The following is a 13,431-nucleotide window of genomic DNA, read 5'->3' as shown; positions in this document are numbered from 1 at the left end:
GTTAGAAGTACCCCTCGCGCTTGCGGTCTTCCATCGCGGCCTCGGACATCTTGTCGTCGGCCCGCGTCGCGCCCCGCTCGGTGAGACGGGAGGCGGCGATCTCGGTGATCACGGCGTCCAGCGTGGTGGCGTCGGAGTCGACGGCGCCGGTGCAGGACATGTCGCCGACCGTGCGGTAGCGCACCAGCCGGGTCTCGACGCTCTCGTGCTCCTTGGGACCGCCCCAGTCGCCCGCGGTCAGCCACATCCCCGAGCGGTTGAAGACCTCGCGCTCGTGGGCGAAGTAGATCTCGGGGAGTTCGATGCCCTCGCGCTCGATGTACTGCCAGACGTCGAGCTCGGTCCAGTTCGAGATCGGGAAGACCCGCACGTGCTCACCCGGAGCGTGCCGGCCGTTGTAGAGCTGCCACAGTTCGGGGCGCTGACGGCGCGGGTCCCACTGCGAGAACTCGTCGCGCAGCGAGAAGACCCGCTCCTTGGCGCGCGCCTTCTCCTCGTCGCGCCGTCCGCCGCCGAACACCGCGTCGAAGCGGAGCTGCTGGATCGCCTCGGTCAGCGGGACCGTCTGGAGGGGGTTGCGGGTGCCGTCGGGGCGCTCGCGGAGCTTCCCGGCGTCGATGTACTCCTGCACGGAGGCGACGTGGAGCCGCAGCCCGTGCTTCTCGACCGTGCGGTCCCGGTACTCCAGGACCTCGGGGAAGTTGTGCCCGGTGTCGACGTGCAGCAGCGTGAACGGCACCGGCGCCGGCGCGAACGCCTTGAGCGCCAGGTGCAGCATCAGGATGGAGTCCTTGCCGCCGGAGAACAGGATCACCGGGCGCTCGAACTCACCCGCCACCTCGCGGAAGATGTGCACCGCCTCGGACTCCAGGGAGTCCAGGTGGCTGAGGGCGTAAGGATGGACGGTGCCTTCCGGCACGGTGGCGACGGTCGTCACGCCAGGCCCCTTTCGGTGAGCAGCGCACGAAGGGCGCTTGCGGACTCCTGCACGGTCTGCTGGTGCGACTCGATCCGCAGATCGGGCGACTCGGGTGCCTCGTAGGGGTCGTCGACCCCGGTGAGGCCACTGATCTCGCCCGCTGCCTGCTTGGCGTAGAGACCCTTCACATCGCGTTCGGAGCACACCTCGACGGGGGTGGCGACGTGCACCTCCAGGTACGCGGTGCCCTCGGTGCGGTGGCGCTTGCGGACGGCGTCCCGGCTGTCCGCGTACGGGGCGATGACCGGGACGAGCACCTTCACACCGTTCGCCGCCAGCAGCTCGGCGACGAAGCCGATCCGCTGGACGTTGGTGTGCCGGTCCTCGCGGGAGAAGCCGAGGCCCGCGGAGAGGAACTCCCGGATCTCGTCGCCGTCGAGCACCTCCACCTTGTGCCCGTCACCGCGCAGCCGGCCCGCCAGCTCGTACGCGATGGTCGTCTTGCCCGCGCTCGGCAGACCGGTCAGCCAGACGGTGGCTCCCGTCTCCGTCACGCTCATCGAAGTCTCCTGATCCGTTGTCATCAGCCGTGCAGTCCGCACTCGGTCTTGCCCCGCCCGGCCCACCGGCCGGCCCGTGCGTCCTCGCCCTCCAGCACCCGCCGTGTGCAGGGCGCGCAGCCCACGGAGGCGTACCCGTCCATGAGCAGGGGGTTGGTCAGTACGCCGTGTTCGGCGACGTACGCGTCCACCTCGTCCTGCGTCCACCTGGCGATCGGCGAGACCTTGACCTTGCGGCGCTTCTGGTCCCAGCCCACCACCGGGGTGTTCGCCCGGGTCGGCGACTCGTCACGCCGCAGGCCGGTCGCCCACGCGGCGTACGCGGTGAGGCCGTCCTCCAGGGGCTTGACCTTCCGCAGCGCGCAGCAGAGGTCGGGGTCGCGGTCGTGCAGCTTCGGCCCGTACTCGGCGTCCTGCTCGGCGACCGTCTGCCGGGGGGTGAGCGTGATGACGTTGACGTCCATCACCGCGTCCACCGCGTCCCGCGTCCCGATGGTCTCCTCGAAGTGGTAGCCGGTGTCCAGGAACACCACGTCCACACCGGGGGCCACACGCGAGGCGAGATGCGCGACCACCGCGTCCTCCATCGAGGAGGTGACGCAGAACCGCGCCCCGAACGTGTCGGTCGCCCACTTCAGGATGTCGGGCGCGGAGGCGTCCTCCAGCTCCCGGCCCGCCTGCTCGGCCAGTTCCCTCAGAGCCTCGTCGGTGAGCTCGGCGGACTGCAGAGTGTCCGTCATATCCCGTCCCCTTCAACGTCGTTGCGCTTCAGGCCCTGGGACAGCAGCCCCAGGAACTTCAGCTGGAACGCGCGATTGCAGGAAGCACATTCCCAGGCGCCGTGCCCGGTCTCGTGCGGACGCAGGTCCTCGTCACCGCAGTACGGGCAGTAGAACGGCGCGGCTCGCTCGCTCATGACAGCGACTCCGCACTGGCCCGGGCGGCCCAGGTCGCGAAGCGCTCGTCGGCCTCGCGCTCCTCCTGGAACCGGCCGAGAACACGCTCGACGTAGTCGGGCAGCTCGGCCGAAGTGACCTTGAGACCACGGACCTTGCGGCCGAAGCCGGCCTCCAGGCCGAGCGCGCCACCGAGGTGGACCTGGTAGCCCTCGACCTGGTTGCCGTCCTCGTCGAGCATGAGCTGGCCCTTGAGGCCGATGTCGGCCGTCTGGATACGGGCGCAGGCGTTGGGGCAGCCGTTGATGTTGATCGTCAGCGGCTCCTCGAACTCCGGCATGCGGCGCTCCAGTTCGTCGATGAGCGAGGCGCCGCGCGCCTTCGTCTCGACGATCGCCAGCTTGCAGAACTCGATGCCGGTGCAGGCCATCGTGCCGCGACGGAACGGCGACGGCTTCACCTGGAAGTCCAGCGCCTCCAGGCCGGAGACCAGCGAGTCGAGCTGGTCCTGCTCCACATCGAGAATGATCATCTTCTGCTCGACGGTGGTACGGAGCCGGTCCGAGCCGTGCGCGGCCGCGAGGTCGGCGATCTTGGCGAGGGTGGAGCCGTCCACGCGTCCGACGCGCGGGGCGAAGCCGACGTAGAACCGGCCGTCCCGCTGCTGGTGGACACCGATGTGGTCGCGCCAGCGCGAGGAGGGCTGGGCAGGGGCGGGGCCGTCCAGCATCGGGCGCTTGAGGTACTCGTCCTCCAGCACCTGGCGGAACTTGGCGGGACCCCAGTCGGCCATCAGGAACTTCAGACGGGCGCGGGTCCGCAGCCGGCGGTAGCCGTAGTCGCGGAAGATGCCGACCACTCCGGCCCAGACGTCCGGGACCTCGTCGAGCGGCACCCACGTGCCGAGCCGCTCCGCGAGCCGCGGGTTGGTGGAGAGACCGCCGCCGACCCAGACGTCGAAGCCGGGGCCGTGCTCGGGGTGGTCCACGCCCACGAAGGCGATGTCGTTGATCTCGTGGACCACGTCCTGCACCGGCGAACCCGAGATGGCGGTCTTGAACTTGCGGGGCAGGTTCGAGAACTCGGGGCTGCCGATGTAGCGGTCGTGGATCTCGTCGACCGCCGGTGTGCCGTCGATGATCTCGTCGGCCGCGATCCCGGCCACCGGGGAACCGATGATCACGCGGGGGCAGTCACCGCACGCCTCGGTGGTGGAGAGCCCGACGGCTTCCAGCTTCTCCCAGATCGCCGGGACGTCCTCGATGCGGATCCAGTGCAGCTGGACGTTCTGCCGGTCGGTGATGTCGGCGGTGCCCCGCGCGTACTCCTGCGAGATCTCGCCGATCACCCGGAGCTGAGCGGTGGTCAGCCGGCCACCGTCGATGCGCACACGGAGCATGAAGTAGCGGTCGTCCAGCTCCTCCGGCTCCAGGATCGCCGTCTTGCCGCCGTCGATGCCGGGCTTGCGCTGGGTGTACAGGCCCCACCAGCGCATACGTCCACGAAGGTCGTTGGGGTCGATCGAGTCGAATCCCCGCTTGGAGTAGATCGTCTCAATGCGTGTCCGCACGTTGAGACTGTCGTCGTCCTTCTTGAACTGCTCGTTCCCGTTCAGCGGGGTGAAGTGACCCATCGCCCATTGGCCCTCGCCACGGTGGCGTCCGGCCTTGCGGCGGGGCGCTGTGGTCGCAGGCTGTTCCGGGGTGGCGGCCATGACAATACGTCCTTCGGGACTGCGGAGGGCGGCTCTGACCTGCACACTCGCGCGGAGGGCGCGGCGGTGCGCAGGGTCAGTAGAGGTAACGGGATCTCAGCGGTGCTGGGTCTCTCAGCTCGCTGGACAGATGGCGCTGGACATGCGGCCGAGGTCGACGTGCCGCCGACTCACCAAGGCAATTCCAGTTCCAGACATGACGGAAGCGTGTCACGCGCAGTTCGGGGCAGTCCACCACGATCCACGATGTGGACGACATGGTCTCGAAAGATGAGACACTGTGTCGTCCGTCACTTCCGGAGGGCCGACAAATCCACTCAGGCGGTGTGCGCTCCGGGCCACGGGCCGGGGGTCTCGACCGCCGGCCCGTGCTCGATCCGGGTGTCGAACAGCCGGAAACCCCGGCGCAGGTAGTTGTCCATCGCGTGCGGGCCGTCCTCGGAGCAGGTGTGGAGCCAGACCCGCTTCGTCGGGGTCCGCTCCGGCCAGCGCTCGGCCAGGTCCCAGGCGCGTGCCACGCCCACCGAGAGCAGGTGCCCGCCGATGCGCCGTCCCCGGAAGGCCGGAATCAGTCCGAAGTACATGATCTCCACGGAGCCCTCGGCCTGCGGATCGAGCTCCACGTATCCGGCCGGGGTGCCGTTCTCGTACGCCACCCAGGTCTCGACGCCGGGCCGGTCCAGGGTCTCCTGCCACTGGGCGTACGACATCCCCAGCCGGTCGGTCCAGCGGATGTCGCCGCCGACCGCCGTGTAGAGGAACCGGCTGAACTCCGGCAGCGGCCGCTCCGAGCGTACGACCCGCACCCCGTCGCCGGGAGCGGCGGAGGGCCGCAGGTCGGCGGCCGAGGTCTGCTCCAGGGACCAGATGGTCACCGCGGTCGTGGCGGGGGCGGGGTGCGGCGAGGTGCTCATACGGCCAGGGAATCATGCCGTTCGATTTCAGCCAAGGCGGGTCCGGGAACGGTCGTCCGAGATCGGCGCGGTGCCGGAGCCGAGGGAGTCCCACCGCTACGGACTCGCGGAGCCGCGCGTCCCGACCACCACCGGTGCCTTCGAGTGCGGCAGCAGATCCGCCGGATCCTCCGGGTGGACCACCTCCACCTCCACGTCCTCGCCGAAGCGGTACGGGCGGTGGGCCAGCACCTCCGCCAGATGGCGCCGCAGCCGCGAGATCTCGGCCCGGACCGTCACCGTCCTCGTCGCGTCGCCGAAGATGTCCTGCGCCAGCTCCGCCGCCGTGCGCCCCTCCGGATGCAGCGCCAGCGTGTACAGCAGCTCCGCGTGGCGCGGCGAGAGCCGCTGCGTCCAGGTGCCCACCGGGTTGATCACATGGACGGACAGCCCCCGGGCCCTGCTCAGATCCAGCACCACCCGGCGCGGCGGGCCGTCGAGTCCCGCGTCGGCCACCTGGACCAGCCAGCCGCCGGGCAGCGGCTCCACCCGGCACATGCCCAGGGACGGCAGCCACACCCGGCCCGCCCGCAGGGACTTCGGCAGGGGCAGCCGGTCCACCGGCGGCATCCCCGTGACCGCGGCCAGCCAGCCATGGGTGTCGACCGCGAGCGCCCGTCCGCTCAGCCGGCAGAGGATCGGCGCGGCCACCGCCCGCAGCCGCTCGATCGAGACCAGGTGCCGCATCCGCAGCTCGCTCTCGGCCAGCCTGGCCACCGAGTCGACCAGCGCCAGCGTCGCCGGATGGAAGGTGCGGGCCGGCCCGCTGATGTCCAGGATGCCGACGAGCTTGCCGTCGCGCGGATCGCACACCGGAGCGGCGGCGCAGGTCCAGTTGTGCAGCGAGCGCACGAAGTGCTCGGCGGAGTGCACCTGGATCGGCTTGCGCGTGGCGAGCGTCGTGCCGATGGCGTTGGTCCCGGTGGTCGTCTCCGACCACGCGGCCCCCTCCTCCAGGCAGATGCCGTCGGCCTGGCGCAGCACCCTCGAATGGCCCTGGCGCCACAGCACCCGGCCGTCCACATCGGTGAGCACCATGATCTGCTGCGAGGCGTCCGCTATGGAGGCGAGACCGTCGCGCAGCATGGGCATCACCGCACCGAGTGTCGAGGAGGTGCGCCGGTGCTCGATCTCGTCCGGTTCCAGCAGCTCGCTCTCCGTCGACTGCTCCGGATCGACGCCGCTGCGCGCCACCCGGTCCCACGAGGCGTCGATCTCCGCGCGCGGGACGGCCCCACGCGGCTGGCCTGCACGGCTGGTCCGCATCACTCGTTCCCCCTCATCGCTCTTCCCCTCGATCAGGCTGCGGGGTGGGGGCCCGCCCGCCGGCCGGTCGTGGCCGGGCAGGTCCTATCCTGCCGCTGTCCGGCGTCGCGTGTCATCAATGCTTGCAACCCCTTGCAACTCTGGTCAGCGGGTACAGGTCCGGACGAGAGTGGCGGAACACCGCGGTGCGGGGCCTGTGTCCCGTGCTTCAGGTGTTGAACAAGCATGGAGGGTGGTGCCGTGTCGGCGCAGCACCACCCTCCGTGGCTTCTCCCCGGGCCGGGCTACCGGTCGTAGGCCCGCGCCCGCTCCACGATCGAGGCCAGATCGAGCTGGTGCGGCAGCGTCCCGAAGGCCGATCCCCAGTCCCCGCCCAGCCGTGAGGCGCAGAACGCGTCGGCCACCTCGGGCGGTGCCCAGCGGACCAGCAGTGATCCCTGGAGCACCAGCGCCATCCGTTCGACCAGCCGCCGGGCCCGCGCCTCCACCGCTTCCAGGTCCGCCAGTTCGGTGAGCAGATCCTTGATCGCCCCGTCCAGCCGGTGGTCGGCGCCCCGCGCCGCACCGATCTCCTTGAGGAACGCGTCCAGCGCATGCGGTTCCCGCTGCAGCGCCCGCAGCACGTCCAGCGCCTGGACGTTCCCCGAGCCCTCCCAGATCGAGTTGAGCGGTGCCTCGCGCAACAGGCGTGGCATACCCGACTCCTCCACGTAACCGTTGCCACCGAGGCACTCCAGCGCCTCGCCCACCACGGCCGTGCACCGCTTCGTCACCCAGTACTTGGCAGTGGGCACGGCGATCCGCAGGAACGCCCGCTCCTGAGGGGTGTCGGCGTCGTACGCCGCGGCCAGCCGCAGCGCGAGCGTCGTCGCCGCCTCCGACTCCAGCGCCAGGTCGGCCAGGACGTTGCGCATCAGCGGCTTCTCGATCAGCAGACCGCCGAAAGCCTGCCGGTACGCCGTGTGATGGACCGCCTGCGCCACCGCCTGCCGCATCAGCGCGGCCGAACCGACCACGCAGTCCAGCCGGGTGGCCGCCACCATCTCGATGATGGTGCGGACCCCGCGCCCCTCCTCGCCGACCCGCTGGGCCCATGTGCCGTCGAACTCCACCTCGCTGGACGCATTGGAACGATTGCCCAGTTTGTCCTTGAGGCGCTGGATGGCGAACACGTTCCGGGTCCCGTCCGGCAGAACCCGCGGCAGGAGGAAGCAGGTCAGCCCTCCCGGAGCCTGTGCGAGGACCAGGAAACCGTCGGACATCGGCGCCGAGCAGAACCACTTGTGGCCCGTGAGCAGGTACTCACCGTCTGCGGCCAGCGGTTCGGCGCGCGTCGTGTTGGACCGCACGTCGGTGCCGCCCTGCTTCTCGGTCATGCCCATCCCGAAGAGGACACCGGCCTTCTCCAGCGGAGGCCGCAGGCCCTCCTCGTAGACGTTCGACGTCAGCAGCGGCTCCCACGCGGCGGCCAGCGCCGGGTCGGTCCGCAGGGCCGGGACCGCGGCGTGGGTCATGGACAGCGGGCAGCCGTGGCCCGCCTCGCTCTGTGTCCAGACCAGGAATCCGGCCGCCCGCCGGACGTGACCGCCGGGCCTGCTCCAGGCGTCGGTCAGTCCGGCCGACACCGCGTGACCCAGCAGCCGGTGCCAGGACGGATGGAAGTCCACCTCGTCGATGCGGTGACCGTACCGGTCGTGCGTACGCAGTTTCGGAGGGTTCTCGTTCGCCTGCGCACCCCACTCCTGCGCGTGGGCGGAACCTGCCGACCGGCCGAGCGTGCCGAGCTCGTCGCGCACCGAGGAGAGGAGATCCGGGGCGAGGTGCCGCTCGACGGCCTCGGTGAGGGCGAGATCGGCATGGAAGACGTCATAGCCGACCAGCGGTGGAACCTGGTTGGTCACTGTGTGGGTGGTGGCTGCCATACAGCTACGGTAAGGAGGTGCAGGCAGCAAATGAAACACCCGAGCGGCCATCGGGGCGGCTCCACCGGGCTCGAGTGCTCTACCGCAACGTGTCCAAGCGGCAGATGGCATGGCAGTTGCTCAAGGACACCGTCAACTCGTGCATCGAGTACCGCATCCTCGGCCTCGCGGCCGAGGCGGCGTTCTTCACCCTTTTGTCGATGCCGCCGCTTCTGCTCGGTCTCATCGGGCTGCTCGGCTACGTCGACGAGTGGACGACGACCACCACGGTCGCCTCCATCGAGCGGAACATCCTCAACGCGGCGCAGACGGTCCTCTCCGAGCGCGGCGTCAACGACTTCGCCAAGCCGCTGCTGGACGACGTGACGACGGGCGCCCGTCCCGACGTCATCTCCATCGGTTTCGCGATCGCCCTGTGGTCCGGATCGCGGGCGGTGAACGTCTTCATCGACACGATCACCGTCATGTACGGACTCGACGGCGAACGCGGAATCGTCAAGACCCGGTTGCTCGCCTTCCTGCTGTACATCATCGCGCTGCTGCTCGGAGCGGTGGTCCTGCCCCTGCTCGTCGTCGGGCCCGACCGGGTCGTGGAGTTCGTCCCCTGGGGCACGGAAGTCATAGCGGTCCTGTACTGGCCGCTGGTCATACTCCTGACGATCGCGTTCCTCACGACGCTCTACCACGTGTCTGTGCCGGTCCGTTCCCCGTGGATCGAGGACGTGCCGGGTGCGCTGGTGGCCCTGGGCATGTGGGTGGTCGGCAGCTTCCTGCTGCGGATCTACCTCACCAGCACGGTCGAGGGCCCCACGATCTACGGCTCCTTGGCCGCGCCCATCGCCGTCCTGCTGTGGATCGGTATCTCCGCATTCGCGGTGCTGGTCGGCGCTGCGGTCAACGCGGCCATCGACCGGGTCTGGCCCTCGCTCGCGACCTCCGTGGCCCGTGCGGCCAACGAACGGGCGCGGGCCGCGCAGGCGGCCGAGTTCGTGGCCCGCACCTGGTCCGCCACCCCTCGCGCTCCGGATGACGAAGACGACGAGGACGACGTGTACATGCCGTCCGAGTTCCCGGAGCGCTGGTCGCGGTTCCTGCCCCCGGACGACGTGAAGTCCCGGCTGCACGGCCCCCGCGACAGGGAGACGAAACCAGGCCCGTAGGAGAGCTCCCGGATGTACGAGGAGGGGGCGCCGCTCATCGACGCGGCGGGGCCCCGACACCCAGCGGCCGTCGGCGGGCCACGGGGTTACGGGGACGCGGGCGACGGGGCGGGGGCGAAGAGCGACACCGCGCTGCCGTCCGGGTCGAGCACCACCGCGTAACGCTGCCCCCACACCGCGTCCCACGGCGCGAGATGGCCCTCGTACCCGGCGCCGGTCAGATCGCCGTACACCGAGTCCACCTCCGCCGGGCTGTCGCAGAGGAAGGCGAGCCCCAGACGTTCCCCGCCGGCCGATCCGGCCCACGCGGGATCGAAGGAGCGGACGACGTCCTCGGTGTCCCAGAGCAGCCGCATCCCGCCCGGCAGCGCCGCTTCGACATGGGGGGCGGATTCGGCGCCGGCGGGGATGTCGAGACCGAGGCGGCGGTAGAAGGCGAGCGAGGCGCCCAGGTCGGCGGTGGTGATGCTGATCGCGTCGAGTCGTGGAGTCATGCACCGAACCTAAGGGCTGCCCCACGATCCCTGGCGGGGCACGACGACAGCCACCGCGCCTCGCCGCGTTGCCGGAACGCCCGAACACGTGCAACAGGCGGACGGGAAAGCCCTCAGGCCCGCCGGACGCCCTCCGGTCCTTTACGGAACGGTCGTGGCCGGGCGCCCGGGGAGACCGCGTCCCCCGGGCGCCCGGCCCACTCGCTACCCGCAGTCGGCGAGGGAGGAGCCCGGGTCCGTCAGCGCCAGCCCGAGCTGCGCCCGCTCGGTGACCCAGCGGGTCGGGCGGTGGCGGGGGTCGCCCGTCGAGGCGTGCAAGGCCCGGTGCAGCTCCAGCATCCGCCCGGCCCCGACGCGCTCGCCCCAGGCCAGCGGCCCGACGGGATAGCCGAGCCCGGTCGTGACGGCCAGATCGATATCGGCGGGCGTCGCGAGGGAGCGCTCCGCGATCGACGCGGCGACGGAGACGATGGAGGAGAGCAGTCGCTGCGCGACCGACCCCGCCGTGTCCCGGACCACCGAAACGGCCCAGGGCTCCTCGCCGTCCGCCGCCAGGGCGAGCACCGCACGGGCGTCCCGAGCGGCGGCCGGGTCCGCGGCAGGCGTCACGGCGAGCACCCGGCGCCGGCCCGCAGCGGGCAGCGGGTCCACCCCGAAGGTGCGGCCGGCGGGCAGGCCGTGCGCGGAGACTGCGGCGGCCACCGTGGTGCCCCACACCGGAACGAGCACGACCGCGTCCGCCCCGGGCGCCGGTCCCGTCGCCACGTTCGCGCCCGCTCCGGACAGCGCGCCGCGCAGCCGGACCGCCTCGGGGTCCGAATCCGCGCCCACCACGAACACCGGGCGGGCGGCGTCGCCCGTGACCGGCGGCTCGGGCGACGGGGCGGGTGCCTCGGGCCCGTACGCGAACCAGCCCCGGCCGGTCTTGCGTCCGTGCAGTCCCGCCGCGACCCGGTTCGGGGTGAGGTAGGAGGGCCGGAGCCGGTCCTCGTACCGGAAGCCCTGCCAGATCGAGTCGATCACCGCGGCCGTCACGTCGAGGCCGGTCAGGTCCATCAGCTCGAACGGGCCCATCCGCAGCCCCAGCACCTCGCGGGCGATCCGGTCGATGCCCGCCGGATCGGAGACCGACTCCTCCAGCAGCGCGAGTGCCTCGGTCACCAGCCCGCGCCCCGCGTGGTTGACGAGGAAGCCGGGGGTGTCGGCGACCGTGACGGCACGGTGCCCGCAGCTCTCCACCAGCGCCGTGAGGAGGGGCGGGATCTCCGTGCGGGTGGCAGCGCCCGGCACCACCTCGACGATCTTCATCAGCGGCACCGGGTTGAAGAAGTGCAGCCCCGCCAGGCGCGTCGGGTCCTGGAGCGTCGAAGCGATGCCGGTGACCGACAGGGACGAGGTGTTCGTCGCGAACACGGTTGAGGCGGGCAGCGCACGCTCCAGCTTGCCGAACACCTCGGCCTTGGTCGCCGGATCCTCCCGTACGGCCTCGATGACGAGCTCGACGTCGGGGCCCGGCGCCCACGGGTCGTCGAGCGGTACGAGACGCCCGACCGTGGCCCCGCGCTCCTCGGCGGACATCCGGCCCTTCTGCACGGCGCGCTCCAGCATGGCCGTCACGAACTCCACGGCGTCCTTCACCGCCTCGGCGCGTACGTCGCACAACTCGACGGTGTGTCCTGCGGTCGCCGCCCACTGGGCGATGCCGCGGCCCATGGCCCCGGCGCCGACGATCCTGATCCGCATGGCGGTTGACGGTCCTTTCGGTAGATCGGTTTCCGGCTCAGCGAAGGTAGACGCGGTCGGGGTCGACATCCTCGCGCAGCAGGCGCAGCTCCTCGGCGGTCGGGGGCGCGATCGTGGTGACCGTGCCGGCGACCTGGAGGTCCCAGCCCGTCGCGGCCCTGACCTGCTCGACGGTGACGCCCGGCTGGACGGAGACCAGCCGCAGCTCGTGGCCGACGCCCTCACGGGCGAGGATGCCCAGTTCGGTGATGACGCGGGTGACGCCGGTGCCGAGCGGGCGGATGCCGTCGGCGAGCGCCCTGTCGGGACCCGGGGTCGTGCAGAAGTCCAGCGGATCGGTGAAGGAACGCGGAGTGTGCCGGCGCATCACCACGAACACCTCACGCGCGTTGGCCATCACCTCGACACCGCCACCCGACCCCGGCAGCCGCACCGACGGGCTCTCCCAGTCACCGATGACCGAGGTGTTGAGGTTGCCCCAGCGGTCGATCTGGGCAGCGCCCAGGAAACCGACGTCGATGTGCCCGCCCTGGAGGACGCAGCCGAACAGCGCCGGCATGGAGATCACCGCCTCGGCCCCGGTGATCAGGACGGCGTCCGCGATCGTCTCCGGCAGGCGCGAGGGGTGCGCGCCGCAGACTCCCGACTCGTACACCACCTCGATCTCAGGCGCGACCGTCAGATGCGCCAGCTCGGTCGCGAGCGTCGGCAGCCCGATGCCCGCGAACACCGTCCGGCGCGCGACGAGTTCGCGCGACGCCACGACGGACAGCAGCTCCGACGAGGTGACGGGGGTGTCCTGCGCGATGAGGGTCATGGCCGGTTTCTCCTTCTCGTGTCCCGCGTGCGTGGCCGTCACAGCCGGCGTCCGTAGTTGACCGGCTCGCTCAGCGCCTCGCCGACGGCCAGGCCCGCCCAGAACTCCTCGCCCAGCTTCGCCACGTACTCCGCGTGGTCGGCCGTCCCGTACACCCACTCCTCCAGCCACCCCCGGATGAGGTCCGGCTCCTGGCTGATCCGCGACCAGGCCCGGTAGAACGCGTTGTCGCGGTCGTAGTACCCCTGCGCGAACGACGGGTGCGCGCCGCGCGGGCAGACGACGACGGCGTCGACGGCGTGGGCGGGCACGAGCGTGCGGTTCGGGTCCGAGCGGATCACCTCGTCGTCCACGAGCTCCTCGACCACGACGACCGCCTTCCTCGCCGCGTACACCGCCTCCGCCTGGACGCCGGTCAGCCCCCACATCTGGGTGTTGCCGCCGCGGTCGGCCCGCTGTGCGTGGATGATCGTCACGTCGGGGTTGACCGGCGGCACGACATAGATCTGCTCCGGTTCGCCGTCCGGTCCCGGGTAGGGCGAAGTGACCTTGCGCAGATCGCTGTTGACGCCCGGCAGATCGCTGCCGCCGTAGGAGCGCAGCGGATAGAACGGCAGCCGCTGCGACCCGGCGAGATAGCGGCAGATCATGCCGTAGTGGCTGTACTCCTCGTAGGCGAGCGGCTCGGGATCGGCGCTCTCGATGCGGCGCCGCAGATTGCCCAGCGAGCCGGCCGACGAGTTGCCGACGAAGGAGGAGACCAGCCGGGAGACACAGCCCGCGGCGAGCATCTGGTCCACCACGATGTCGGCCGTCATCCGCACGACGGTGAGGTCCTTGCGGCCCTGCCGGATGATCTCGTGTCCCGCGGCCGTCGGGATCAGATGGGTGAACCCTTCGAGGCAGACGGTGTCCCCGTCACGGACGAAGGCGGCGACCGCCGCCTTCATCGTCATGACCTTGTCGGTTCTGTCCACGGTGCTCCTC

Annotated in this window: 14 protein-coding genes; 1 reads left to right on the top strand and 13 read right to left on the bottom strand. The window is 70.9% G+C overall.

Annotation, left to right across the window (positions count from 1 at the left end):
• Position 1 precedes the first annotated feature (1 nt).
• The 9 genes from cysD to AB0C82_RS08010 form a co-directional block, all read right to left on the bottom strand.
• Positions 2-937, bottom strand: coding sequence for a sulfate adenylyltransferase subunit CysD (gene cysD / locus AB0C82_RS08050; RefSeq protein ID WP_362837554.1), 936 nt, complete (start codon positions 935-937; stop codon positions 2-4).
• Positions 934-1,503: an adenylyl-sulfate kinase gene (cysC, locus tag AB0C82_RS08045; RefSeq protein WP_328906563.1), complete on the bottom strand. Its 570-nt coding sequence runs from the start codon at positions 1,501-1,503 to the stop codon at positions 934-936. Before cysC ends, cysD begins: the two co-directional genes overlap by 4 nt.
• A complete protein-coding gene (locus AB0C82_RS08040) occupies positions 1,503-2,219 on the bottom strand; it encodes a phosphoadenylyl-sulfate reductase (protein WP_362837552.1) in 717 nt (238 codons plus the stop codon). Before AB0C82_RS08040 ends, cysC begins: the two co-directional genes overlap by 1 nt.
• Positions 2,216-2,395: a hypothetical protein gene (locus tag AB0C82_RS08035; RefSeq protein ID WP_328906565.1), complete on the bottom strand. Its 180-nt coding sequence runs from the start codon at positions 2,393-2,395 to the stop codon at positions 2,216-2,218. The genes AB0C82_RS08040 and AB0C82_RS08035 overlap by 4 nt, the downstream gene beginning before the upstream one ends.
• Positions 2,392-4,089, bottom strand: a complete 1,698-nt coding sequence (locus AB0C82_RS08030; RefSeq protein ID WP_362837550.1) for a nitrite/sulfite reductase — start codon at positions 4,087-4,089, stop codon at positions 2,392-2,394. The genes AB0C82_RS08035 and AB0C82_RS08030 overlap by 4 nt, the downstream gene beginning before the upstream one ends.
• Before the next feature lie 114 nt (positions 4,090-4,203).
• On the bottom strand, positions 4,204-4,287 hold the full coding sequence (locus AB0C82_RS08025) for a putative leader peptide (protein ID WP_309486338.1): 84 nt from the start codon (positions 4,285-4,287) through the stop codon (positions 4,204-4,206).
• Positions 4,288-4,406: 119 nt separating this feature from the next.
• Positions 4,407-5,003, bottom strand: a complete 597-nt coding sequence (locus AB0C82_RS08020) for a GNAT family N-acetyltransferase (RefSeq protein WP_362837548.1) — start codon at positions 5,001-5,003, stop codon at positions 4,407-4,409.
• Between the two features lie 96 nt (positions 5,004-5,099).
• The gene (locus AB0C82_RS08015) at positions 5,100-6,308 is read right to left on the bottom strand and encodes a GAF domain-containing protein (protein ID WP_362837546.1); all 1,209 of its coding nucleotides are present in this window, start codon (positions 6,306-6,308) and stop codon (positions 5,100-5,102) included.
• A gap of 284 nt (positions 6,309-6,592) precedes the next feature.
• Entirely contained in the window at positions 6,593-8,230 is a 1,638-nt protein-coding gene (locus AB0C82_RS08010; RefSeq protein ID WP_362837544.1) for an acyl-CoA dehydrogenase family protein, read from the bottom strand.
• 74 nt (positions 8,231-8,304) lie between these two features.
• On the opposite strand from AB0C82_RS08010, the gene AB0C82_RS08005 reads away from it, so the two are divergent.
• Complete coding sequence (locus AB0C82_RS08005; protein ID WP_362838385.1) at positions 8,305-9,390, top strand: YihY/virulence factor BrkB family protein; 1,086 nt, start codon at positions 8,305-8,307, stop codon at positions 9,388-9,390.
• Between the two features lie 86 nt (positions 9,391-9,476).
• Here AB0C82_RS08005 and AB0C82_RS08000 read toward each other — a convergent pair whose 3' ends face one another.
• From AB0C82_RS08000 to AB0C82_RS07985, 4 genes are all read right to left on the bottom strand, one after another.
• Complete coding sequence (locus AB0C82_RS08000; RefSeq protein ID WP_362837542.1) at positions 9,477-9,884, bottom strand: VOC family protein; 408 nt, start codon at positions 9,882-9,884, stop codon at positions 9,477-9,479.
• 204 nt (positions 9,885-10,088) lie between these two features.
• Positions 10,089-11,627 (bottom strand): 3-hydroxyacyl-CoA dehydrogenase, encoded by a 1,539-nt coding sequence (locus tag AB0C82_RS07995; protein ID WP_362837540.1) that lies wholly within the window; start codon positions 11,625-11,627, stop codon positions 10,089-10,091.
• Between the two features lie 37 nt (positions 11,628-11,664).
• Positions 11,665-12,444, bottom strand: a complete 780-nt coding sequence (locus AB0C82_RS07990) for a CoA-transferase (protein ID WP_362837538.1) — start codon at positions 12,442-12,444, stop codon at positions 11,665-11,667.
• A 38-nt stretch (positions 12,445-12,482) separates the two neighbouring features.
• Positions 12,483-13,421: a CoA-transferase gene (locus AB0C82_RS07985; RefSeq protein WP_362837536.1), complete on the bottom strand. Its 939-nt coding sequence runs from the start codon at positions 13,419-13,421 to the stop codon at positions 12,483-12,485.
• Positions 13,422-13,431 lie beyond the last annotated feature (10 nt).

This window comes from Streptomyces sp. NPDC048560, from assembly GCF_040650955.1.
Classification (GTDB): domain Bacteria; phylum Actinomycetota; class Actinomycetes; order Streptomycetales; family Streptomycetaceae; genus Streptomyces.
Note: the sequence above shows the minus strand (reverse complement) of the source record. Positions and strands in the feature narration are given on the sequence as shown.

What these genes read in the sequence shown, in the direction of transcription:
- cysC (WP_328906563.1), bottom strand. Translation starts at nt 1,503, where the DNA reads ATGACAACGGATCAGGAGACTTCGATGAGCGTGACGGAGACGGGAGCC.
- AB0C82_RS08000 (WP_362837542.1), bottom strand. Translation starts at nt 9,884, where the DNA reads ATGACTCCACGACTCGACGCGATCAGCATCACCACCGCCGACCTGGGC.
- AB0C82_RS08025 (WP_309486338.1), bottom strand. Translation starts at nt 4,287, where the DNA reads ATGTCTGGAACTGGAATTGCCTTGGTGAGTCGGCGGCACGTCGACCTC.
- AB0C82_RS08020 (WP_362837548.1), bottom strand. Translation starts at nt 5,003, where the DNA reads ATGAGCACCTCGCCGCACCCCGCCCCCGCCACGACCGCGGTGACCATC.
- AB0C82_RS08040 (WP_362837552.1), bottom strand. Translation starts at nt 2,219, where the DNA reads ATGACGGACACTCTGCAGTCCGCCGAGCTCACCGACGAGGCTCTGAGG.
- AB0C82_RS07990 (WP_362837538.1), bottom strand. Translation starts at nt 12,444, where the DNA reads ATGACCCTCATCGCGCAGGACACCCCCGTCACCTCGTCGGAGCTGCTG.
- AB0C82_RS08035 (WP_328906565.1), bottom strand. Translation starts at nt 2,395, where the DNA reads ATGAGCGAGCGAGCCGCGCCGTTCTACTGCCCGTACTGCGGTGACGAG.
- AB0C82_RS07995 (WP_362837540.1), bottom strand. Translation starts at nt 11,627, where the DNA reads ATGCGGATCAGGATCGTCGGCGCCGGGGCCATGGGCCGCGGCATCGCC.
- AB0C82_RS08015 (WP_362837546.1), bottom strand. Translation starts at nt 6,308, where the DNA reads ATGCGGACCAGCCGTGCAGGCCAGCCGCGTGGGGCCGTCCCGCGCGCG.
- AB0C82_RS08010 (WP_362837544.1), bottom strand. Translation starts at nt 8,230, where the DNA reads ATGGCAGCCACCACCCACACAGTGACCAACCAGGTTCCACCGCTGGTC.
- AB0C82_RS08030 (WP_362837550.1), bottom strand. Translation starts at nt 4,089, where the DNA reads ATGGCCGCCACCCCGGAACAGCCTGCGACCACAGCGCCCCGCCGCAAG.